The organism is Streptosporangium jomthongense (genome assembly GCF_042650425.1).
Taxonomy (GTDB): Bacteria; Actinomycetota; Actinomycetes; order Streptosporangiales; family Streptosporangiaceae; genus Streptosporangium.
In genome coordinates this window covers 448,555-469,220 of the sequence record NZ_JBHSBC010000014.1, presented here as the reverse complement: position 1 = coordinate 469,220, position 20,666 = coordinate 448,555, and the positions used below count along the sequence as shown (strand labels likewise).

Here is a 20,666-nt window from a genome sequence, read left to right as displayed (position 1 = left end):
GTAGGTTCCTGACATGCGGATCACCCCCCAGCACGTGGCCGTGGGCACCGTCTACGTCATAGCCGTCGGCTTCACCCTGGTCATCTTCTCTCTGGTCACGACCCCCCTGGAGGCCGTGATCCTGACGGTGGCCGCCCTCGCCTTCCTGGTTCCGCATCACCTGGTGGTACGGCGGGCACTGCGGGGGCGGGAGCCGCGCGGCGTGCCGGTCGCCCTGATCGTCGAGATCGCCGTCACCTACGGGACGATCCCCGTGCTGTTCTCGCTCTCGCCCTTCCTCGGCTACAACTGGGCGTCGAGCATGCAGACGATCCTGGCCTCCGCGGTGCTCCTCAGGCTGCGGCTCGGAGCGGCGATCCCCGTGATGGCCGTGATCGGGGTGATCGACCTGGGGATGGGGTTCGTCGTCTCCGGCGGCAGCGTGCCGCTCGCCCTGTACAACCTGGTCACCGTCGTCGTGACGAGCGGGGTGACCTACGGGGCGGTGCGGCTGGCCGTCGTCAGCGAGCAGCTCGCCAAGGCCAGGACGGAGCTGGCCGAGGCCGCGGTGCTGCGGGAACGGCTGCGGATCTCCCGTGACCTGCACGACGGCCTGGGCAGCAGCCTGACCGCCATCGCCCTCAAGGGCGACCTCGCCCACCGGCTCGTGGACGCCGACCCCGGGGCGGCCAAGACGGAGCTGGCCGAGCTGGCGGCCGTGGCCAGGGACGCCGCGCAGGAGGTGCGGCAGGTGGCCAGGGGATACCGGGAGATGTCACTGGCGCAGGAGGTCCACCGGGCGGTCGCGCTGCTTGAGGCCTCCGGCGTGAGCTGCCGGACCGACCTGGCCGAACTGGCGGTCCCCCGCCCGGTGGACGAGGCCCTCGCCTGGGCCGTGCGCGAGGGGGTCACCAACGTCGTACGGCACAGCCAGGCCACGACCTGTTCGATCAGCACCTCGGCGGACGAGGGCGCGGTGCGCCTTGAACTGGTCAACGACCGCGCCCGCAGAGGGGCCGGGCGCGGCAACGGGCTGACCGGCCTGCGGGAGCGGGCGGAGGGACTCGGCGGCTCGGTCAGCGCAGGCCGGACCGAGGGCGGCGGGTTCCGGCTCGCGATGGAGGTGCCCGCGTGATCAGGGTGCTGCTGGCCGAGGACATGCACATGATCAGGGCGGCGCTGGTCGCGCTGCTGCGGCTCGAACCGGACATCGAGGTGGTCGCCGAGGTCACCGGGGGCGACGAGATCGTGCCCGCCGCGCTGCGGACCCGTCCTGACGTCGCGGTGCTGGACATCGAGCTTCCCGTCGTCGACGGCATCACCGCCTCCGTCGAGTTGCGGGAACGGCTGCCCGGCTGCCGGGTGCTCGTCCTCACCGCGATGGGTCAGCCGGGGCAGGTGCGCAGGGCGCTGGCCGAGGGCATCGAGGCGTTCCTGGTCAAGGACGCCCCCGGCGACCGGCTGGCGGACGCGATCCGCCGGACCGCCCAGGGCCTGCGGGTACTCGACCCCGAACTGGTCGCCACCGCCCTCGCCTACGGCGCCAGCCCGCTGACCCCGCGGGAGACGACCGTGCTGAGGGAGGCCGCGCTCGGCGCCCCCGCCGAGGAGATCGCCGCGAGGCTGCACCTGTCGGCGGGGACGGTCCGCAACTATCTGACCGGGGCGATCGCCAAGACCGGCGCCAGGAACAAGGTCGAGGCCATCAGGATCGCCCAGGACGTCGGCTGGATCTGAAGCCTGTCCGTGGATCTCCACGCCTGCCGCGGTCGCCCGGGGGCGCCCCCGGGCGACAGGACCCGGCCGGTGACGAGACTCAGACGTCGGTGACGCGCAACCCGGCGTGGGCCTTGTAGCGGCGGTTGATCGAGATGAGGTTGGCGGTCAGCGCCTCGATCTGGTGCGCGTTGCGCAGGCGGCCGCCGTACACGCCGCGCACACCGTTGATCCGGGAGGCCAGCGCCTGCACGGTGTCGGTCGCCTCGCGGTCGTCACCCAGGACGAGCACGTCCAGGTCGATCTCCTCGACCTCCGGGTCGAGCAGCAGGACGGCGGAGACGTGGTGGAAGGCGGCGACGACCCGGCTGTCGGGGAGCACGGCGGCGGCCTGCTGGGCGGCGCTGCCCTCCTCCACGGGCAGCGCGTAGGCCCCCTGCTTGTCGAAGCCGAGCGGGTTGACGCAGTCGACGACGATCTTCCCCGCCAGCTCGGCGCGCAGGGACTCAAGGGTGGAACGGTGGCCGTCCCAGGGGATGGCCACGATCACCACGTCGGCCTGGGCCGCCACGGTCGCGTTGTCCGCGCCGCTCACCTGGCCGCCGAGACCCGCCGCGGCCTCCTGGGCGCGTTCGGCGCTGCGCGAGCCGATCAGCACCGGATTGCCCGCCAGGGCGAACCGCCTGGCCAGTCCCTTGCCCTGGTCACCGGTGCCGCCAAGGATTCCGATGGAGATGCCGCTCACGTCTGGAAGATCGGTGCTCACTGGTCGCTCCCCGCTCACTGTCTGCCCTCACGGCAGCCCTGCCCGGCGTTGTCTGTCCAGATCATGCCAGGGTCGTGTTCCTCGGGCCGTACCGGGGCGACGGGGGGCACCATGGAGGGATGGACTCTCGGTCAGCGGAAATCCTACGTGAGATCCTTTCCTCCTCCGGCTGGGTCGAGCGCACCCGCGAGTTCGGTCTCACGCTGCGCGCGACGCGCTCACCCGGCGGACTGCTGGTCGTCGGCACGCCCGGCGAGGAGCCCTGGCACCTGGCCGCGCACCTGGGTGACGAGGCCAGGCTCGCCGGGCTTCCCCAGCTCGCTCCGACCCTGGTGCGCTGGGCCCCCGCCCCCGACGCCCCCGAGCACCTGCGTGTGGGGCTCGACCGGATCGAGCGGGCGAGGCGGGGCGAGACGCTGTTCGTCGTGGCCGAGGAGCGGGCCCCGGCGCCCCTGCTCGAACGGGTCAGCGACGCCCGGCGTGTCGGGGCGACCGTCCTGGCGCTCGACGGCGGCGACCCCGAGCTTGAGGGCCTCGCCCACGACGCGCTGGCCGTCACCGAGCGGGCACCGCTCTCCTTCGACGGCGCCCAGCACCTCATCAGCCTGGCCGCGGGTGAGACCGGGAGGCGGCCCGGCCTGCGCGACAGGCTGGCCAGGCTGCTCGAACGGGTCAGCGGCCCCCGGGTCCCCTCCTACTGACCGCCCCTGCCCCTCCACCGACCGCGCCCCAGGTGAAGCGCCGTCGTCGCGGCGTCCCGTAGCGCTTGCCGACCCGGGCGCCGAGAGCCTGCGCCGCCTCCCTGAGCGCGGCGATGACCACCGCCTGCACCGGTCCCGGCTCTCCCGAGCGGGCGCGGCTGATCCGGGTCACGACGCTGAGACTGCGGGCTCCCACGTTGGAGATGCCGGTCACCACGACCTCCCCCGCGGGGACCTCCAGCAGGGCCAGCGAGGGGACGATCGCCACCCCGTGCCCCGCCGCGACCATGGAGAGGGTGGGCGGGAACTCCTCGATGACGTGCGCCCTGCGCGGGGTGAACCCGTGCAGGGCGGCCAGCCGTTCGAGCGCCTGCCCGCAGGCCTGGTCGGCCGGTCCGGCGATCCACGGCATCCCGCCCAGGTCCGTGACGGCACGGGGGATCTCCGCCCAGCCGGGAGGCGCCACGATGCGGTACTCATCCACGTAGAGCGGGTGCGAGACGAGCGCGGAGTGCGTGGGGACGGGCTCGTCGGCGTCCTGCTCGGTGATGGCCAGGTCGATCCCGCCGAGCCTGAGCTCCCGCAGGGCGGGCGCGCCGTACAGCTCGTGGACGCGGGGGGCGACCTGGGGGTGGCGCTCGGCGAGGGTGACCAGGGCGGGCAGCACCAGGTGCCGGATGACCGTGGGGAAGGCGGCGATCGAGACGGGACCGGCCAGCAGTTCGGTGAAGCGGGTCAGCTCCCGCCTGGCCTCGCTGAGCTCCTCCTCGATCCGCCCGGCGTATCCGGCCAGCACCCGGCCCGCCGGGGTGAGGGCGACCCGGCGCTGCGAACGGTCGATGAGCGCGAGACCGACCTCCCGTTCGAGCTGGGCGAGTTGCTGGGAGACCGCGGAGGCGGTCAGGTGCAGCGCCTCGGCCGCCCGCATGACACCGCCGCGGACCGCCACCTCGTGGAGCACCAGCAGCCGCCGCGGATCGATTTCCATGCAGCTCAGCTTACGCTCCTGTTTAGAAGACTTTATTTGCGCTTCAACAAGGGAGGCCGGGACCATGGAGGCATGAGCACCCTCCCCACCGGGGCGTGATCCGGTGCCCCTCCTCGTCGACGTCCTCGGCTGGTCCGGCGCCGCCGTCATGCTGTACGGCTACGCCATGGTGTCCTCGTCCCGGATGGCCGGGGACGGCCTGCCGTACCAGGTGATCAACCTCGCCGGGTCGGCCGCCCTGATGGTCAACGCGGCCTGGCACTCCGCGTGGCCCTCGGCGATCCTCAACGTCGTCTGGGCCGCGATCGGGCTGACCGCCGTGCTCAGAAACGCCCGAAACGACAGAAAGACGATGAGTCTCCCATGACACGGCTGATCGAGCTGAGCCACCGCATCACCGACGGCATGCTCACCTACCCGGGCGTCCCCGGACCCCGGCTCGGTGTGCACCTGAGCAGGGAGGCCTCACGCGAGGTCTACGCCCCGGGCACCGAGTTCCACATCGGCACCGTCGAGCTGGCCGCCAACACCGGCACCTACCTCGACACCCCCCACCACCGTTACCCGGACGGCCCCGACCTGTCGGGGGTGCCGCTGGAGGCGGTCGCCGACCTTCCCGGACTGGTCGTCAGGGCCGAGGGGGAACGGTCCGTCGGAGCCGACCGGTTCACCGGTCTTGAGGTGCGCGGCAGGGCCGTGCTCGTCCACACCGGCTGGGACCGGCACTTCGGCACCGAGGCCTACTTCCACGGCCACCCCTACCTCGAACCGGAGGCGGCGCGGTGGCTGCAGGAGCAGGGGGCGGCCCTCGTCGGGATCGACTCGCTGAACATCGACGACACCCCGCCGAGGGGCGAGCGCCCGGCTCACACGCTTCTGCTCGGCGCGGGCGTCCCGATCGTCGAGCACATGACCGGCCTGTCCGCGCTTCCCGACACCGGGTTCCGCCTCCACGCCGCTCCCCCGATGGTCGTGGGCCTGGGCACCTTCCCGGTCCGCGCCTACGCCGTCGTCGAGGAGCGGTAGCGTCCGCTCAGTCGTCGTCCCAGGCCTTGTCCTGCGCACGCCAGGACTCGTTGCGCTCGGCCGCGGTCTTCAGGGCGTTGGCCGCGGCCTCCCGGGTCTCGTAGGGACCCATGCGGTCCTTGTTCGGGCAGCCCTCGTCGGGCTCGACCGCCATGTGCGTGAGACAGAACCACCATCGATCGCTCATACGATCAATCCTGCCCAGTGAGAACCGCAACTAGACTGGGGGACCATGACGACACTGCTCCAGCCCGGGCGGATCTCGCCCACCCGAAAGGTTCCCGCCCACATCGAACGGCCGGAGTACGTAGGGAAGAAATCCCCCAAGACCGGGGAGCCCGACGTCAAGACCCCCGAGATCATCGAGCGGATGCGGGTCGCGGGCAAGCTGGCCGCCCAGGCGCTCGAAGAGGTCGGCAGGCACGTGGCGCCCGGCGTCACGACCGACGAGCTCGACCGGATCGGCCACGAGTTCCTCTGCGACCACGGCGCCTACCCCAGCACTCTCGGCTACCGCGGCTACCCCAAGTCGCTGTGCACCTCGATCAACGAGGTGATCTGTCACGGCATCCCCGACGACACCGTGCTGCGCGACGGCGACATCGTCAACGTCGACATCACCGCGTTCATCGGCGGCGTGCACGGCGACACCGACGCGACCTTCCTGGTCGGCGAGGTCGACGAGGAGTCCCGGCTGCTGGTCGAGCGCACCCGCGAGGCGACCAACCGGGCCATCAAGGCCGTCGCCCCCGGACGCCAGCTCAACGTGGCGGGCCGTGTGATCGAGGCCTACGCCAAGCGGTTCGGCTACGGCGTGGTGCGCGACTTCACCGGGCACGGCATCGGCACGACCTTCCACTCCGGGCTGATCGTCCCGCACTACGACGACCCGTCGCTGGCGGTCACCCTCGAACCCGGCATGACGTTCACCATCGAGCCCATGCTGACGCTCGGCACGATCGACTACGAGATCTGGCCCGACGGGTGGACCGCGGTGACCCGGGACCGTAAGCGGACCGCCCAATTCGAGCACACCATCCTGGTCACCGAGAGCGGCCACGAGATCCTCACGCTTCCCTGACGGCCGCGCCCGGCGTCTCCCGGGCGGCCCGCTCAGCGTCCCAGGCGTCCGATGGGAACGGTCCCGGTGACGGTGGTTCCCCCGCCCGGGACGCCCTTGACGCTGAGCGTCCCGCCGACGCCGGCGAAGTGCCCGCGCATGGCGGCGACCCCCCTGCCGACGGCGGAGCCGTACAATCCGGCCCCGTTGTCGCTGACCGTCATGCGCAGGCCCGCCTGCCCCAGGGTCACCGCGACGGAGACGACGTCGGCCCCGCTGTGCCGCAGGACGTTGGACAGCGCCTCCTCAAGGGTGGCCAGGAGGGCGCCGGTGACCTCGGCCGGCACGTCGCGGGCGGGCAGCGCCCAGATCTCGACGGTGACGTCGTTGTCGCGCGCCCACCCGGTCAGGTGTTCCTCAAGGACCCGGGCAAGGGTTCGGTCCGCGTGCATGCTCAGTTCCTTGGCCACTGCTCACCCCTTCCGCCGCGTACGGCGGTCACCGGCCTCCCTGTCGGACACGTGGACCCCCGTATGTGTCCGGGTACGGCGCGTGGCGATCGGTGTGCCGTCGCGGTGGTGCTGATCCCCGTTTCCTCCAGGTTACTTGCCGGAGCCGCCAATGGCCTTGGTGGACAGGATCACCTGACGTCCGGGCGACCGGACTCGGCCGCCGTGAGGCATACCGCGGAGCGGGCCGTGGAGACGGCCGCGGTTCACTGGGAGCTGTCGCGCTGGTTGAGCTTGGCCAGATAGTCGTTGTAGGCGTCGAGTTGCGCGTCGCCGGTGCCCCCGGTGCGGGCCGCGGCCGCGTCGGCCCTGCGGTCGGCTCTGCGGGCCTTGCGGTCGTCGTCGCGCCACCACTGGAAGGCCAGCGCGATCAGCACGATCAGCGTCGGGATCTCCCCGAAGCCCCAGGCGATGGCGCCGCCGGTCTGCTGGTCGGCCACCGAGGAGGCGCCCCACGTACGGCCGAGCTGGTCGTACCACTCGGCGGCGATGACCGTCCCCATGCTCATCAGCGCGATACCGAAGAACGCGTGGAACGGCATCGTGACGAACAGGACGATCAGCCGGGCCACGTGGGGCAGCGTGTGGGGTGAGGGATCGATCCCGATGATCACCCAGAAGAACAGGCAGCCGCTCAGCAGGAAGTGCGCCGTCATGGCCATGTGGCCGAGGTGCTCCTCCATCGCGGCGGTGAACAGCGGGGTGAAGTACAGCGCGTAGGTCGAGACCACGAAGATCGCGGTGGCGATCGCCGGATGGGTGACGAACCGGACGAACCTACTGTGCAGGATCGTGGTCAGCCACTCGCGGGGACCCCGGTCGCCCCTGCGGGCGGCGGGCTTGAGGGCGCGCAGCGCCAGCGTGACGGGAGCCCCGAGGACGAGGAAGATCGGCACCAGCATGGCCAGCGTCATGTGCTCGGCCATGTGCGCGCTGAACAGCACCTTGGCGTAGCGGGCGACCCCGGTCTGGGTGGCCAGGACCAGGATCAGCAGGCCGACGAACCAGGCGGCCGTACGGCCCGCGGGCCAGTGGTCGCCGCGCCTGGACAGCCGTACGACCCCGGCGAGGTAGAAGCCGCCGAGCAGGGCGATCATGGTGCCGGTGAACAGGTCGAACCACCACAGCGACGCCAGGTTCGCCACCGAGATCTCCGGCGGCAGGGGGTAGCCGAGCAGGTCGACGACCGGGTCGGTCCGCAGGACCTCCTCGGGCGGGGCGGTGCGGGCGAGCACGACGGCCACGCCGACGGTCGCGAACATGATGAGCAGTTCGACGGAGGCGAACCGGGCGAACACCCTGGGCGTCCCCGCGGAGAGCTGCGGCAGCGTGTGCTTCCTGTGCCACCAGCCGAACACGCCGAGCACCGCGAACGCCGCGGTCTTGGCCAGCAGCATCAGGCCGTAGGCGGAGGTGAACAGCTCCTCGACCGAGGTGAGCCTGGCCACCGTGCTGAACAGGCCGGACAGGCCGACGGCGACGAAGCACCACAGTGCCAGCGTGGAGAAGCGCGTGGCCGCGGTCTCCAGGAGCGGCTGCCGCCGCAGCGCGTGCAAGCACAGCACCGCCAGGCCGCCGACCCACAGGGCCAGGGCGAGCAGGTGCGCGGCCACCCCGGTGGTCGCGAGGTCGTGGTTGGGGGCCGAGGAGGAGTGCCCGGTCAGCGCCGGGGGCAGCAGCGTGGCCATGGCCAGCACCAGCAGCCCTCCGCAGGCCCCCACGGTGATCGTCCCCCGGGCGAACAGCGCGATCGCTATCGAGAACAGCACCACGAGGGTGAGCGCGATGCCCTGGGAGATCTGGCTGGCGTAGCTGGTCAGCTCGTCGCCGCCGAGCACGTCGGCGACGGGGACCCTGAGCGCCTCGGACAGGCTGAAGATCATCGTCGCGGCGGCCGAGGCCGCCCAGGCGAGCGCGAGCCACGAGGCGCCCTTGACGTAGGCGAGGGCCGGCTTGCCGAGCAGTCCCTTGTCGCTGGGCAGGAAGACCGTCGCGGCCAGCAGCACGCCGACGGTGAGCACCCCCGACACGTCCATCAGCATCTTCGACAGCGGCAGGCCCCAGCGGGTGAACGCGCCCTCGTCCGGCAGACCGGGGATGACGCGCGGGGTCGCGGCGCCTCCGGCGATCATGGCGATCACCAGTGCGACGACGGCGACACCCGCGCTCGCGAGGGCGATCCTGACGACCTTCCCGTTGTCCGCCGTCTCCTCCACGGCGGGCACGGCCCGCTCCCGCCTGCTCATGACCGCCTCTTCCCGCGCAGGCTGAACATCAGCCCGATGCCGATTCCGACGAGACCGCCGACGACGATCCACACCCAGCCGGGGATGCCCCTCGAAGGCTCCTGCGCCGCCTGGGCGACGGGGGCGGCCTCCTGTGACGAGGGAGCGGCCTCGGCGGCCGGCGCGGCACTCGGCTCGGTGCCGGGGTCGGCGGCCGGGGCGCTCCGCGAGGGCGACGGATCACCGGAGCCGCTCAGCGTGAAGGGGATCTCCCCGTCGATCGGGTGCCCGTCCGAGGAGACCACCTGGTAGGCGATGACGTACTCCCCGGGCGGCAGGCCCGGCTTGAGCCGCTGGGTGACGACCGGCCCGTCGATGACGGGCTTGCCCTCCTGGTAGGCGGCGCCTTCCTTGGCGTGCACCACGACGATCGGGAAGTTGACCTTGGAGGTGAAGGTCAGCTTCACCCGGTCCAGGCCGTCCACCGTGGCGCCCTTGGCGGGGTCGCTGCTCTTCAGCGAGTCGTGCGCCAGGGCGGGTGAGGCGAGAGCCGTACCGAGGAGGAGAGCGGCCAGGAGCGTGAGGGCTGCCGCGGCAGGGGAAGTCTTCATGGCACCCCCAAGGCTACCGACGCCCTCATGCGGTCCCTACCTCCGTGTCTGCACGCGCCGGCGACCCGCCTCTGCGGCCGTCCGTAAAACGTCCGAGGCCATGCCCGGCAATCCCCGGGCATGGCCTTTCGGATGTCACCTTTTCCATTCCGCTCCGCCGAACCCGTGAGCCCGGCGGAACGGAGCGGTTCCTACAGCCCCACGCAGGCCAGCGCCCTCTTGTAGGCGTCCACGCTGCGGACGGGCTCGTCGATGCGCTCCAGGACCCGCGCCGCCGTCAGCCAGGCGTGGGCGGTGTAGCGGGTCGCGGGCAGCTTGTCGAGCGCCTCGGCCGCGGCCTGCAGCTCGTGCAGGGCCCGCTGCTGACCGTCCAGCTCGGCGGAGGTCTGGCCGTGCAGCAGGCGTGCCTCCATCTGCAGCGGCCTGGGCATCCCGTCGAGCATGTCGCAGACGGCCTTGATGTGCTCTCCGGCCCGCTGGGGGTTAGCGAGCAGCAGCTCGGCGCGGGCGAGGTTCATCGCGCAGCGCATCTTGTCCATGGGGTTGGCCGAGCTCTCCGAGAGCTCCTTCTCGACCTTGGCCAGCAGCTCACGCCAGGCGCCCGCCTGCATGGGCCGTACGGTCAGCATGACCTGGGCGTAGTCGTTGCGGAGACGGGCCAGTCTGCGGGGGTCGCCGTACTCGGACTGGATGGCCAGGGCGCGCTCGACGTGGGTGACGGCCTCGTCGCCGCGCCCGCTCTCGACCGCGACGATGGCCGCGCCCCAGTGCGCCAGGGTGAGCGCCTGCGGGGTGCCGAGGACCTCGGCCGCGGCGAGCACCTCGGCGGAGAACTGCCTGGCCCGCAGCAGGTCGCCCCGCTCGACGTAGGCGGCCAGCAGCTGGCCGCCCAGTCTCATCAGGCCGTCGGTCCAGGCGGGCCTGACCGCGCCGCCGAGGATCTCCTCGACGACGTTCACCGCCTGGGCCAGGTCTCCCTGCTCGCGGTAGCAGCGCGACAGGGCGACGGCCACGGCGATGTGGCGTTCGGGGCTCATCGTGGCGGGGTCGTTCTCGCGCAGGCCGTTGAGCAGGGCGATCGCGCCGTCGAGGTCGCCGCAGGCCTCCGTGGCCAGGGCCAGGCCGTACTCGGCGTCCTGTCTGTGCTGGGGCAGGCCCGCCAGGCCGCTGTCGGCGAGAAGCTCGGCGTAACGCGTGCGCGCCTCGCCGACCTCGCCGTTCTCCATGGCCAGCCGGGCGTAGCCGAGGCCCAGCTCGATCTCCTGCATCTGCTCGGCGGTCACGCCGTTGATCAGGTAGGTGAGGGAGCAGTCGAGCTTCTCGGCCAGCAGCTCAAGGACCGCCGGAGTGGGCGTACGCTTGCCGCTCTCGATCAGCGACACATAACTGTCGGATAGTTCCGGATGGGCGAGTTGCGCCTGGGAAAGACCACGTTGACGTCGGACGGTCTTGATGCGTTGCCCCACCAAGTCTTGACCAGCCACGTTACCCCTTGAAAGATATCGTTCGAGCAGCAGAACCCACGACAGGAGCCTCCCCCGTGCGCCGACGCCTCGCTTTGTCTGCCCTCGCCGTCCTATTTACGGCCACATTTGCAGCCATGAGCAATGCTACGACTGCAAGTGCTGATTCGTCTTCCCCCTCGCAGAGCACCAGTCAGTATTCTTTGCAGCTCAACCAGGAGAACAAGACGAGCTGGAGCTATCCCGACTAGCAGCGGGTCAGCCCGCCTGTAAAGCCGGTACCAGACCGGCACGGCCCGTCACCGTGGAGAGATCCCGACCGGTGAGCATCGCGATCCGGCGGATACGGCGGCGGGCCGTTCCGGTTCCCGGAAGAGGAACGCCCGGCCGAGGCCCCGTCGTATGTCGCACGGCGAAGGAACGCTCCAGCGCCTGGAATCGGTGCGCCGATCCTAACCCACCCGAACCCCCCTGCACAGGGCGAATCATCTCCGCACGTCACCTTCCGTCCATCCCCGCTTCCCGCCCGGACCGTACGGCTCCGCGATGAAATGGAACGGTCCAGGCCGTGGCCCATGACATCGCGCCGGAACCGCGGGGGTAGGAACCCGATCGTCCTTCAGGGCGATGGGAGGCTCATGGACCGGTTCTTCGAACTGTCGGCGCGTGGTTCGACGGTCGGCCGCGAGGTCAGGGGTGGGATCACCACCTTCATGGCCATGGCCTACATCATCCTGCTCAACCCGATCATCCTGGGCGGGGCGACGGACGTCACCGGCGCGAAGCTGACGATCACGCAGCTGACCACCTCGACGGTCCTCGCGGCGGCGGTGAGCACGCTGCTGATGGGAGTGGTCGGCAACGCCCCCTTCGGCCTGGCTGCCGGGCTCGGGCTGAACGCCGTCGTCGCCTACCAGGCCGCCCCGCACATGACCTGGGCCCAGGCGATGGGTCTGGTCGTGCTGGAGGGCCTGGTCATCGTGCTCCTCGCGGTCTCCGGGTTGCGCAGGCTCATCATGAACTCCATCCCGCTGGCCCTGAAGCACGCGATCAGCGTGGGCATCGGAATGTTCATCGCGCTGATCGGGCTGGTCGACGCCGGGTTCGTGGCACGCGGCACGGGAACGCCGGTGCAGCTGGGCAGGACGGGACACCTGACGGGCTGGCCGGTCACGGTCTTCTGCTTCGGCCTGCTGCTGATGATCGTGCTCTACGTGCGCAGGACCAGGGGCGCCATCCTGATCGGCATCGCGATCACCGCCGTGCTGGCGATCGTCGTCAACTCCGTCGCCAGGATCGACCCGGCGAGCTGGGGCGTCGTGGTGCCCCGGGTGCCCGAGGGCGTGGTCGCGGCGCCGGACTTCGGACTGGTCGGGCAGTTCGACCTCTTCGGTGGCTTCTCCCAGGCGGGGCCGGTGACCGCGACGGTCGTGCTGTTCACGTTGGTCCTGTCCGGGTTCTTCGACGCGATGGGCACGATCATCGGGGTGAGCGACGAGGCGGGACTGGTCGACGAGCAGGGCCGGGTGCCCCGCCTCGGCGCGATCCTGACCGTGGACGGCGTGGCCGGGGCCGTCGGCGGCCTGTCCAGCGCCTCGGCCAACACGGTGTTCGTCGAGTCGGCGGCCGGGGTCGGCGAGGGCGCGAAGACCGGCCTGGCGGCGCTGGTGACCGGTGCCCTGTTCACGCTGAGCCTGTTCTTCACCCCGATCGCCTCCGTCGTGCCCGCCGCGGCGGCGGCCCCGGCGCTGGTGCTCGTCGGCGCGCTGATGATGACCCAGGCCAGGAACATCCCCTGGGAGGACCTGACGCTGGCCGTACCGGCGTTCCTGACGATCGCGCTGATGCCCTTCACCTACAGCATCACCAACGGCGTGGGCGCCGGGGTGATCTCCTACACGGTCGTCCAGGCGGCCGTCGGGCGGGCCGGGCGGATTCCGTGGCTGCTGTGGGCGGTCACCCTGGTCTTCGCCCTCTACTTCGCGATAGAGGCCGTCCAGGGATTGCTCTAGCGGGCCTGGAGGTATCCCTCCTCACAGGCCACGCCGTCGCCGTCCTTGTCGGGGTACCAGTGGTACTCCTTGTGGGTCTCCTTGAAGTAGGGGCCGCGTCCCGCCCTGGCCACGCTCGCGCAGTCCGGATAGCGGGGATCGGTCCCCCGCGCCCCGGCGGCGGGCGCCGCGGCTCCCGTCGTGGGCCCCGTCGTGGGCCCGGTGGTGGTTCCCGTGGTGGCGGCCGGGGTCTGTGGTGCCTGACCGGTGGGCGCGTTCGTGGCCGGTGGGGTGATGGGCGCCGTCGTGGGAGGCGTCGTGGTTCCCGGGGTCGCCGAGGGCTGCGCGTTCGCGGCACCGAGCAGCCGGGCGACCATGGCGTCGGCCTGCTCCTTGGTGAAGGAGCCCGCGATGCTCAGACTGTCCTCGGTGATCACCTGGGCGACCCTGGGGGCCGCGACCACCCGTTCCCCGACGACGATCGCCATCTGCTGCGTGACCGTCTCCTGGGTCAGGTCGTTGATCTGGTCGCGGAAGGTGGGCGCGAACACGATCTTCACCGAGTAGGAGCCGCCCCGGTCCTGGACCGCCTCGATCCTGCGCACCGCGTCCACGCTGACCCCGGCGGCCAGTGTGTAGCAGACCTGCCCGAGGTCGTCGGGCCTGGCGTCGGGGTCGGTGCACGGCCCCTGCTGGGCGCCCGTCACCGGCGCGAAGTGGATGGGTACGGCCAGCCGCCGGGGCGGCGTCGCGCCCAGCGGCAGGTCGGGGTTGCGGGTCATCAGCACCGCGAGGGTACCGAGCACGCCCGCGGTCAGCACGACGATGACCAGGGCGACGACCAGGGCGATCGTGGTGATCCTGGTGGCGCGGGGCGGCTGCGGGGCGTATCCGGCCGCTCGGGGGTCGCGGGGCCCTCCGGGGGGCGTGGGACGGCCTCGGCCGCCCGGCGGGCCGGACCTGGCCCCGTTCCCGCGCCCCGGTCCCGTCGGGTCAGGCCGGACGCCCTGGTGACGGCCCTGGTGATGGCCGTGACGGGCGGGTGGAGGCCCCTGCGGCACCGGCGGGTCGCCCGTGCCGCCAGGACCGGTGCGCATCTCCATCGTCTTCGTCCCCGTATCGTCGCGTCCCTCGCGAACGAGCCTACCGATCACTCAAAATCCCCGGTAATCGGACGGTCAATCGGGCATCCAGAAAGATGACGACTTCCGCAGTTTGACAGCGTGTTATCAACGATGAGCGATTCATTGCACCTTGCGCGTAGTGCCCTCTTTCTCGGGAACGCAGAGTGAAGGTGACATAGGTGCACGAATCTGGAGGAGCCGTGAAGATCGCTGTTCCCCGCGAGGTCAAGAACCACGAGTACCGTGTGGCCCTGACCCCAGCCGGCGCCCAGGAGCTGGTCCGGCATGGTCATCAGGTGTTCATCGAGAAGGACGCCGGAGCGGGGTCGTCGATTCCCGACTCCGACTTCCAGAGCGTCGGCGCCGTCATCATCGACTCGGCCGACGACGTGTGGGCCGAGGGGGACCTCGTCCTGAAGGTCAAGGAGCCCGTCGCCGAGGAGTACCACCGGATGAGCAAGGGGCAGGTGCTCTTCACCTACCTGCACCTGGCCGCCTCCGAGGCCTGCACCCGGGCCATGCTGGAGTCCGGGGTCACCGGCATCGCCTACGAGACCGTGCAGAACGCCAACGGCTCCCTGCCACTGCTCGCCCCGATGTCCGAGGTCGCCGGGCGCCTCGCCCCCCAGGTCGGGGCCTACCACCTGATGCGGCCCGAGGGCGGCCGCGGGGTGCTGATGGGCGGCGTCTCCGGCGTGCACGCCGCGAGCGTGGTCGTGATCGGTGCCGGGGTCTCCGGCATGAACGCCGCGGTGATCGCGCTCGGCATGCAGGCCGAGGTGGTCCTGCTGGACAAGAACATCGACAGGCTCCGCCAGGCCGACGTCATCTACCAGGGCCACTGCCAGACGGTCGCCTCCAACAGCTTCGAGGTCGAGCGCGCGGTCCTCAACGCCGACCTGGTCATCGGCGCGGTGCTGGTGCCGGGCGCCAAGGCCCCGAAACTGGTCAGCAACGAACTGGTCTCACGGATGAGGCCGGGCTCGGTCCTGGTGGACATCGCCATCGACCAGGGCGGCTGCTTCGAGGACTCCCGGCCGACGACCCACGCCGACCCGACCTACCGGGTGCACGACTCGATCTTCTACTGCGTGGCCAACATGCCGGGCGCCGTCCCGCACACCTCGACCTACGCGCTGACCAACGTGACCCTGCCCTACGTCCTGGCCATCGCCGACCTCGGCTGGCGCCAGGCGCTGCGCGAGGACCCCGTACTGGCTCCCGGCCTCAACACACACGCGGGGCACCTGACCAACCAGCCGGTGGCCGAGGCCCACGGCCTGGAGGCGGTTCCGCTGGAGCGGGTACTCCGATAGTCCGGTGGTTCAGGACCACCCCCGGCACGCCGTGCGGGGCTGTTCGGCGCCCTGTCAGCCCCGCCGTCCCGGAAACCGGCACCGCGTTACCCCCTCCCAAAGCGGTCAATCTGTGAACCATTTCACATTGCACAAATGCTTGACCGACCCGCCCATTCATCGGACAATGCGCTCACATAAAGTAATGATTTCCATACGGAAATGCTTTCCAAGCTATTCACAGAAACGTCACAGAAATGGCACGTCCGGTGACACTCCGCCCATCCGTCAAACGGGCAGAGAAAACAGCAGGAAGTGATGCCCCAAAAGGGCGGAACAGTCCGAATCGGCGGGCCGAAAAGCTGGAAAAACGCGACCGGTTCGGACGGCCGGGTCACACCCCGGGGAGGGCGGGAGCCCGTCATGACACGGAAAGGCCACGGAAAGGCCGTGCTCGCCACGCGGGGCACCCCGGGAGGCGAGCGAATGTTCGCAGCTCACGACCCCCGGCCAGGCCGGACGAAGGCCTCCTGCGGGGCCCCCCGCGGCCCCGAGGCTCACGTCCGCCCAGGTTACCCGACAGGAGAGTCGGGAATTCGAAACCATACCCTTCCAAATCAATGAATAACCGGCCTCCCGGAATTGCAATTGCCATTCTTCGGCAAGAATCTATTGTTTTGCCGATAAGCGGCGGTTAGCGTGAACAACGTGCCGCCCCGGAGACCACTCCGGCCGCATATTAATCTCTCACGCGCGGAACCGGCGGCCGGAGGAAGGGTCTGCGACATGCTTAACAAATTGGGAATCCTTGGGGACCGGCTGCTGAGCCGGTTCGTGCCCGCGTCGAGCGCGGCCGCGAGCTGCCCCTGTGGCTCCTACCCCTACACGGGGCCGTGTCTCTATGAGATTCCCTGCGGAGGTGGCCTGACCAAGCTGTGCCTCTGCGAGGACAGCGCCCGCCGTATCACGTGCAGCGTCTGCTCCTAGTCCCCGCCTAAACGACCAATGGCACTCGTCACCCTGGGCTGCCAGGTGCTCGTGGCGAGCACTTTCGCCGTAGCGGCGATCAGCAAACGGCCCGGTAAGGCGTTTGCCGAATTCACGAGATCGACCGGCCGGCTGTTGCCTCCCCGCGTGGGCAGGTGGCGGCGGCCGGTCGCCCTCGGAGTGTTCGCCGCCGAACTGGCCGTCGTCGTCCTGACCCTCCTTCCCGCGACCGCCGCGGCGGGATTCGCCCTCGCCACCGTGACGACCACCGGGTTCACGATCGCGATCGCCGCGGCGCTGCGCCGGGGTGAACGTGCCCCGTGCCGCTGTTTCGGGGCCGGAGGCACACCGCTGGGACCGGTGCACCTGGCGCGCAACCTCGTCCTGATCGTGGTGGCGGTGGCCGGCCTGCTGACGGCCCTGCTCTCCCCCGCCGGGCCGATGGAGCCGGCCCTCGCCGTGGTCACGGTGATCGCCGCCCTCACCGTCGCGTCCCTGGTGATCCGCCTGGACGATCTGGTCGCCCTGTTCGCCTCGTCTCCGTACCACCCGAACAAATCGAAGTGAAGAAAGCAGTGGACATGTTTGTTGCCGCAGCCGTGATTCTCTGTGTCGTCGTCACCGTCTTGAATCTGGTCCTCACGCTGGGCGTGATCCGCCGGCTACGGGACCACACAGAACGTCTCGACGGCCTGACCCACCCGAAGTCCATGATCGAGCCGATCACCGGTCCCGGGACCCGCCCCGGTCCCTTCACCGCCCGCACCGTGGACGCCGAGGCGGTCACCGGGGCACAGCTGGCCGGTGGGCTGGTGGGGTTCTTCTCCCCGACCTGCGACGCGTGCCACGAGTGGCTTCCCAGGTTCGCCGCGGCGGCGCGGGCGCTGCCCGAGGGCCGTCGGCAGGCGCTGGCCGTGATCGTGGCGCCGACGGACGAGGTCGCCGCCGACATGGTGTCGCAGCTCCGGGAGAACGTCATGGTCGTCATCGAACGGGATCGCGGGCCGCTGGCCGCCGCCTTCAAGACCTCCGCCTACCCCGCCATGTGCCGTCTCGGCGCGGACGGCGCGGTGACCCACACCGGGCGAGGTGCCGTGGCCGTACCGGCGGAGATGTGAGGCAGGCCGGAGCGACGGCCGGGCTCACCCCCAAAGCGGCGTTCGGCCACACCCTCATGGCGGCGCGGCTGACGCTGGCGGCCGCTCCGGCGGCGCTGGGCGTGCTGGTGCTGCTCTCGGCCGCCGCAGGGCTCGCGCCGGTGGCGGTCGCCTGGCTCACCCGGCTGACGTTGGACGGCCTGGTCGGCGGCGTCTCCGGAACGGCCCTGGTCTGGGCCGCCGTGGCGCTCGCCCTCGCGGGGGTCTGCGCCGTGGTCGTGCCACGGCTGTCCCAGTACACCGAGGCCGAGGTGGGGAGGCGGGTGCGGACGGTCGCGGTCGACCGGCTCTACACCGCGATGAACGACCGGTTGCGGGGGCTGGCGACCCTGGAGAACCCGGACTTCCACAATCGGATCAGCCTGGCGCAGCAGGCGGGCAGCACCGGCCCCGTGCACCTGCTGAACAGCGCCACCGGCATCGGAAGAAGTCTGCTGACCCTGACCGGTTTCCTGGTCACCCTGCTGTTGATCAACCCCTGGCTGGTGCTGGCCGTCTCGGTCACCGCGATCCCCACCACGCGGGCGGAGGTCCTGCTGGGCCGGCGCCGGGTGGGGGCGATGTGGCGGACCGGCTACGCCGAGCGGCGGCAGTACTTCTACGCGAACCTGCTCAGCGCCCCGCGGGAGGCCAAGGAGGTCCGTCTCTTCGGACTGGGGGACTTCTTCAGGAACCGGATGCTCTCCGAGCTGCGCTCGACCAACGCCGTCAACCGCGCCCTGGACCGGCGCGAGCTGGGAGTGCAGATCCTCCTGGCCATCCTGGGGGCCGGAGTCGCGGGCGGCGGGCTGATCTGGGCCGTCCTGGCCTCCCGGGCCGGACGACTCACCGTGGGCGACGTGACGGTGCTCGTGGCCGCGGTCGCCGGGGTCCAGAGCTCCCTGTCCGCGATCATCAGTCAGCTGGGAGCCTCCTACCAGGCGCTGCTCATGCTGGACCACTACCACGTGGCGACCACGGTCGAACCCGACCTGCCGGTCCCGGCCTCTCCCCGCCCGGTACCGGCGCTGACGGGAGGGGTCGAGTTCCGGGACGTCTGGTTCCGCTACGGTCCCGACCAGCCGTGGGTGCTGCGTGGTGTGAACCTCACCATTCCCGCGGGCCGGGCCACCGCGCTGGTCGGGCTGAACGGCGCGGGCAAGAGCACACTGGTGAAGCTGCTCTGCAGGCTCTACGACCCCACCCGCGGCCAGGTCCGCTGGGACGGAGTCGACCTGCGGGACACCGACCCCGCCCAGCTGCGGGAACGGATCGGCACGGTGTTCCAGGACTACGTGGAGTACGAGCTCTCCGCGGCGGAGAACATCGGCCTCGGTGACCTCGCCCGGCTGGAGGACCGAGATCGGATCGAGGCCGCCGCGCGGCGCGCCGGGGTGCACGAGGTGCTGGCCGCGCTGCCGAACGGCTACGACACCATGCTGACCCGGATGTTCCTGGCCGGGATCGACGAGGAGCACCCCGAGATGGGCATGCTGCTGTCCGGCGGGCAGGGGCAGCGGCTGGCGCTGGCGAGGGCGCTGCTTCGGGACGACCGGGACATGCTCGTCCTCGACGAGCCCAGCTCCGGTCTCGACGCGGAGGCCGAGGCCGAGGTTCACGCCCGGCTCCGCGAGCACCGCGGCGGCCGTACCAGCCTGCTGATCTCCCATCGCCTCAACACGGTCCGCGACGCGGACCAGATCGCGGTCCTCTCCGACGGGGAGATCATCGAGTGCGGCGACCACGCCCGGCTCGTCGCCGAGGGCGGCGTCTACTCCCGGCTCTTCTCCCTGCAGGCCCGCGGCTACGAGACGACGCTCACATGATCCGGACCGCGCTGGCCCTTGTCGCGCTGGCCTGCCTCGCGGGCTGGCTGAACCGGCTTCGCCGGGGATACCTGGTGGTCACGGTGCGGGGCCCCAGCATGACGCCCACCTACCGTCACGGCGACCGGCTACTGGTACGGCGCCGCCGGGGAGGCCGGATCCGGGCGGGTGAGGTGGCCGTCGTCGACCTGCCTGAGTGGATACGGCCCGTTCCCGGAGAGCTGGGTCCCCGGGAGGCACTGCGCGCCCGGCGGGTCATCAAACGGGTCGCGGCGATCCCCGGAGATCCGGTGCCCTTTCCCTTCGAAGGGGCCGGGGCGGTGGTCCCCCCGGCCAGTCTGGTGCTCCTGGGAGACAATCCCGACGGCAGCGGAGACTCGCGACAGTACGGTTACGTACCCGCCGACGCCGTGGTGGGAGTGGTCCTGCGCCCCCTGAGAGACCACTCGTGACCCTCGGCGCCCGCGTGGCGGGAGGGCGGCGAGGTCGCCGCCCTCCCTGTCGTCAGGAGGCGCTTGAGGAGGGAGCGGGCGTGGCGTCGGGAATGGGGTTCTGCGACGCGGGCTTGTCGACGCTGTTCGGACCCTCGCAGGAGGCGCCGAGCTCGGGGGTCTCAGGACTGTTCTTGTACTTCGCGACGAACTTGGCCAGTCGCGGATCGTCCGCGCTGTCGAGCTGCAGCTGCTTGTTCCAGGAGCTCAGCACGACGGGCTTGGGGAGACCCGGGTAGGGGCTGAGAAGCATGTAGTCGCTCGATGCGGCCTTCTTCAACGTCTCGACCTGGTCCTTGGGAAGGTCGGGCCGATAGGTGATCCACACCGCGCCGTGCTCCAGGGAGTGCACGGCGTTCTCGTTGTTCACGGGCTCGTCGTAGATGCCACAGCGCTGCCATACGGAGTTGTGCTCCCCGCCCATCGGGGGGTTCTCCGCATATTTGATCTTGGTTTCCTTGTGCGATCCGCCCGCGTATTTGGCGCTTGTCACCGAATCCAGTGAGGTCTGCGCCCGCTCGTTGACGAGGTAGAAGCCGACCACTCCGACGAGCAGCAGAACGACCAGGCCTCCGGCCCCCCACATGATGATCCCGGCACGGCGCTCACGGCGCTTCTGCTGTTCACGCATCTGGTTGAGACGCTCACGTCTCGACCGTGCCTCTTCCTTGATCATCAATCCTCCAGGGGGCAAACCATGTCCGAGTCACCTTATGCGCTACCTACGTATAGCGGGAATAAGTACCGCACTCCCTCCCCACAGCTGGTAACC

Annotated in this window: 21 protein-coding genes; 12 read left to right on the top strand and 9 right to left on the bottom strand. The window is 70.6% G+C overall.

From position 1 onward, the window contains the following. Nucleotides 1-13: 13 nt before the first annotated feature. On the top strand, nucleotides 14-1,114 hold the full coding sequence (locus ACFOYY_RS16940; protein WP_362910589.1) for a sensor histidine kinase: 1,101 nt from the start codon (nucleotides 14-16) through the stop codon (nucleotides 1,112-1,114). Beyond that, entirely contained in the window at nucleotides 1,111-1,716 is a 606-nt protein-coding gene (locus ACFOYY_RS16935) for a response regulator transcription factor (protein WP_352008779.1), read from the top strand. Before ACFOYY_RS16940 ends, ACFOYY_RS16935 begins: the two co-directional genes overlap by 4 nt. Nucleotides 1,717-1,795: 79 nt before the next feature. On the opposite strand, the gene npdG is transcribed toward ACFOYY_RS16935, so the two are convergent. Further along, nucleotides 1,796-2,461 carry an NADPH-dependent F420 reductase gene (gene npdG, locus ACFOYY_RS16930; RefSeq protein ID WP_352008778.1) on the bottom strand — a complete coding sequence of 222 codons (666 nt, stop codon included), beginning with the start codon at nucleotides 2,459-2,461 and terminating at the stop codon, nucleotides 1,796-1,798. Nucleotides 2,462-2,580: 119 nt separating this feature from the next. Here npdG and ACFOYY_RS16925 point away from each other — a divergent pair, with 119 nt between their 5' ends. Continuing rightward, nucleotides 2,581-3,162: a hypothetical protein gene (locus tag ACFOYY_RS16925; protein WP_352008777.1), complete on the top strand. Its 582-nt coding sequence runs from the start codon at nucleotides 2,581-2,583 to the stop codon at nucleotides 3,160-3,162. Here ACFOYY_RS16925 and ACFOYY_RS16920 read toward each other — a convergent pair. Then, nucleotides 3,134-4,150: a LysR family transcriptional regulator gene (locus ACFOYY_RS16920; RefSeq protein WP_386190260.1), complete on the bottom strand. Its 1,017-nt coding sequence runs from the start codon at nucleotides 4,148-4,150 to the stop codon at nucleotides 3,134-3,136. The two genes, ACFOYY_RS16925 and ACFOYY_RS16920, sit on opposite strands and share 29 nt — an antisense overlap. Before the next feature lie 103 nt (nucleotides 4,151-4,253). On the opposite strand from ACFOYY_RS16920, the gene ACFOYY_RS16915 reads away from it, so the two are divergent. Further along, nucleotides 4,254-4,517 (top strand): CBU_0592 family membrane protein, encoded by a 264-nt coding sequence (locus ACFOYY_RS16915; RefSeq protein WP_386190259.1) that lies wholly within the window; start codon nucleotides 4,254-4,256, stop codon nucleotides 4,515-4,517. Further along, nucleotides 4,514-5,176 (top strand): cyclase family protein, encoded by a 663-nt coding sequence (locus tag ACFOYY_RS16910; RefSeq protein WP_386190258.1) that lies wholly within the window; start codon nucleotides 4,514-4,516, stop codon nucleotides 5,174-5,176. Before ACFOYY_RS16915 ends, ACFOYY_RS16910 begins: the two co-directional genes overlap by 4 nt. A 7-nt stretch (nucleotides 5,177-5,183) precedes the next feature. Here the strand turns inward: ACFOYY_RS16910 and ACFOYY_RS16905 are convergent, their stop codons facing one another. Continuing rightward, the gene (locus tag ACFOYY_RS16905) at nucleotides 5,184-5,363 is read right to left on the bottom strand and encodes a hypothetical protein (RefSeq protein WP_352008773.1); all 180 of its coding nucleotides are present in this window, start codon (nucleotides 5,361-5,363) and stop codon (nucleotides 5,184-5,186) included. A gap of 45 nt (nucleotides 5,364-5,408) precedes the next feature. Between ACFOYY_RS16905 and map the strand changes: the two genes are divergently transcribed. Continuing rightward, entirely contained in the window at nucleotides 5,409-6,257 is an 849-nt protein-coding gene (map, locus tag ACFOYY_RS16900; RefSeq protein ID WP_352008772.1) for a type I methionyl aminopeptidase, read from the top strand. 32 nt (nucleotides 6,258-6,289) lie between these two features. Here map and ACFOYY_RS16895 read toward each other — a convergent pair whose 3' ends face one another. The 4 genes from ACFOYY_RS16895 to ACFOYY_RS16880 form a co-directional block, all read right to left on the bottom strand. Then, nucleotides 6,290-6,688 (bottom strand): ATP-binding protein, encoded by a 399-nt coding sequence (locus ACFOYY_RS16895; protein ID WP_386190257.1) that lies wholly within the window; start codon nucleotides 6,686-6,688, stop codon nucleotides 6,290-6,292. Nucleotides 6,689-6,951: 263 nt separating this feature from the next. Beyond that, nucleotides 6,952-8,991 (bottom strand): cytochrome c oxidase assembly protein, encoded by a 2,040-nt coding sequence (locus tag ACFOYY_RS16890; RefSeq protein ID WP_362775174.1) that lies wholly within the window; start codon nucleotides 8,989-8,991, stop codon nucleotides 6,952-6,954. After that, nucleotides 8,988-9,581: a copper resistance CopC family protein gene (locus ACFOYY_RS16885; RefSeq protein WP_352008769.1), complete on the bottom strand. Its 594-nt coding sequence runs from the start codon at nucleotides 9,579-9,581 to the stop codon at nucleotides 8,988-8,990. Before ACFOYY_RS16885 ends, ACFOYY_RS16890 begins: the two co-directional genes overlap by 4 nt. 191 nt (nucleotides 9,582-9,772) lie before the next feature. Further along, nucleotides 9,773-11,047: a helix-turn-helix domain-containing protein gene (locus tag ACFOYY_RS16880; RefSeq protein ID WP_352008768.1), complete on the bottom strand. Its 1,275-nt coding sequence runs from the start codon at nucleotides 11,045-11,047 to the stop codon at nucleotides 9,773-9,775. A 635-nt stretch (nucleotides 11,048-11,682) separates the two neighbouring features. Here ACFOYY_RS16880 and ACFOYY_RS16875 point away from each other — a divergent pair. After that, a complete protein-coding gene (locus tag ACFOYY_RS16875) occupies nucleotides 11,683-13,056 on the top strand; it encodes an NCS2 family permease (protein WP_352008767.1) in 1,374 nt (457 codons plus the stop codon). On the opposite strand, the gene ACFOYY_RS16870 is transcribed toward ACFOYY_RS16875, so the two are convergent. Next, nucleotides 13,053-14,132 (bottom strand): excalibur calcium-binding domain-containing protein, encoded by a 1,080-nt coding sequence (locus tag ACFOYY_RS16870; protein WP_386190256.1) that lies wholly within the window; start codon nucleotides 14,130-14,132, stop codon nucleotides 13,053-13,055. The two genes, ACFOYY_RS16875 and ACFOYY_RS16870, sit on opposite strands and share 4 nt — an antisense overlap. 227 nt (nucleotides 14,133-14,359) lie before the next feature. Here ACFOYY_RS16870 and ald point away from each other — a divergent pair, with 227 nt between their 5' ends. The 5 genes from ald to ACFOYY_RS16845 all read left to right on the top strand — a co-directional run bounded on the left by ald (nucleotide 14,360) and on the right by ACFOYY_RS16845 (nucleotide 19,855). Then, nucleotides 14,360-15,475, top strand: coding sequence for an alanine dehydrogenase (gene ald / locus ACFOYY_RS16865; RefSeq protein ID WP_386190255.1), 1,116 nt, complete (start codon nucleotides 14,360-14,362; stop codon nucleotides 15,473-15,475). A gap of 984 nt (nucleotides 15,476-16,459) precedes the next feature. Beyond that, nucleotides 16,460-17,008: a MauE/DoxX family redox-associated membrane protein gene (locus tag ACFOYY_RS16860; protein ID WP_362775163.1), complete on the top strand. Its 549-nt coding sequence runs from the start codon at nucleotides 16,460-16,462 to the stop codon at nucleotides 17,006-17,008. 59 nt (nucleotides 17,009-17,067) lie between these two features. Continuing rightward, complete coding sequence (locus tag ACFOYY_RS16855; protein WP_362775160.1) at nucleotides 17,068-17,559, top strand: hypothetical protein; 492 nt, start codon at nucleotides 17,068-17,070, stop codon at nucleotides 17,557-17,559. Further along, a complete protein-coding gene (locus tag ACFOYY_RS16850; RefSeq protein ID WP_386190254.1) occupies nucleotides 17,556-19,403 on the top strand; it encodes an ABC transporter ATP-binding protein in 1,848 nt (615 codons plus the stop codon). The genes ACFOYY_RS16855 and ACFOYY_RS16850 overlap by 4 nt, the downstream gene beginning before the upstream one ends. After that, on the top strand, nucleotides 19,400-19,855 hold the full coding sequence (locus ACFOYY_RS16845; protein WP_386190253.1) for a S26 family signal peptidase: 456 nt from the start codon (nucleotides 19,400-19,402) through the stop codon (nucleotides 19,853-19,855). Before ACFOYY_RS16850 ends, ACFOYY_RS16845 begins: the two co-directional genes overlap by 4 nt. A gap of 52 nt (nucleotides 19,856-19,907) precedes the next feature. Here the strand turns inward: ACFOYY_RS16845 and ACFOYY_RS16840 are convergent, their stop codons facing one another. After that, a complete protein-coding gene (locus tag ACFOYY_RS16840) occupies nucleotides 19,908-20,570 on the bottom strand; it encodes a DUF3105 domain-containing protein (protein ID WP_352008759.1) in 663 nt (220 codons plus the stop codon). Nucleotides 20,571-20,666 lie beyond the last annotated feature (96 nt).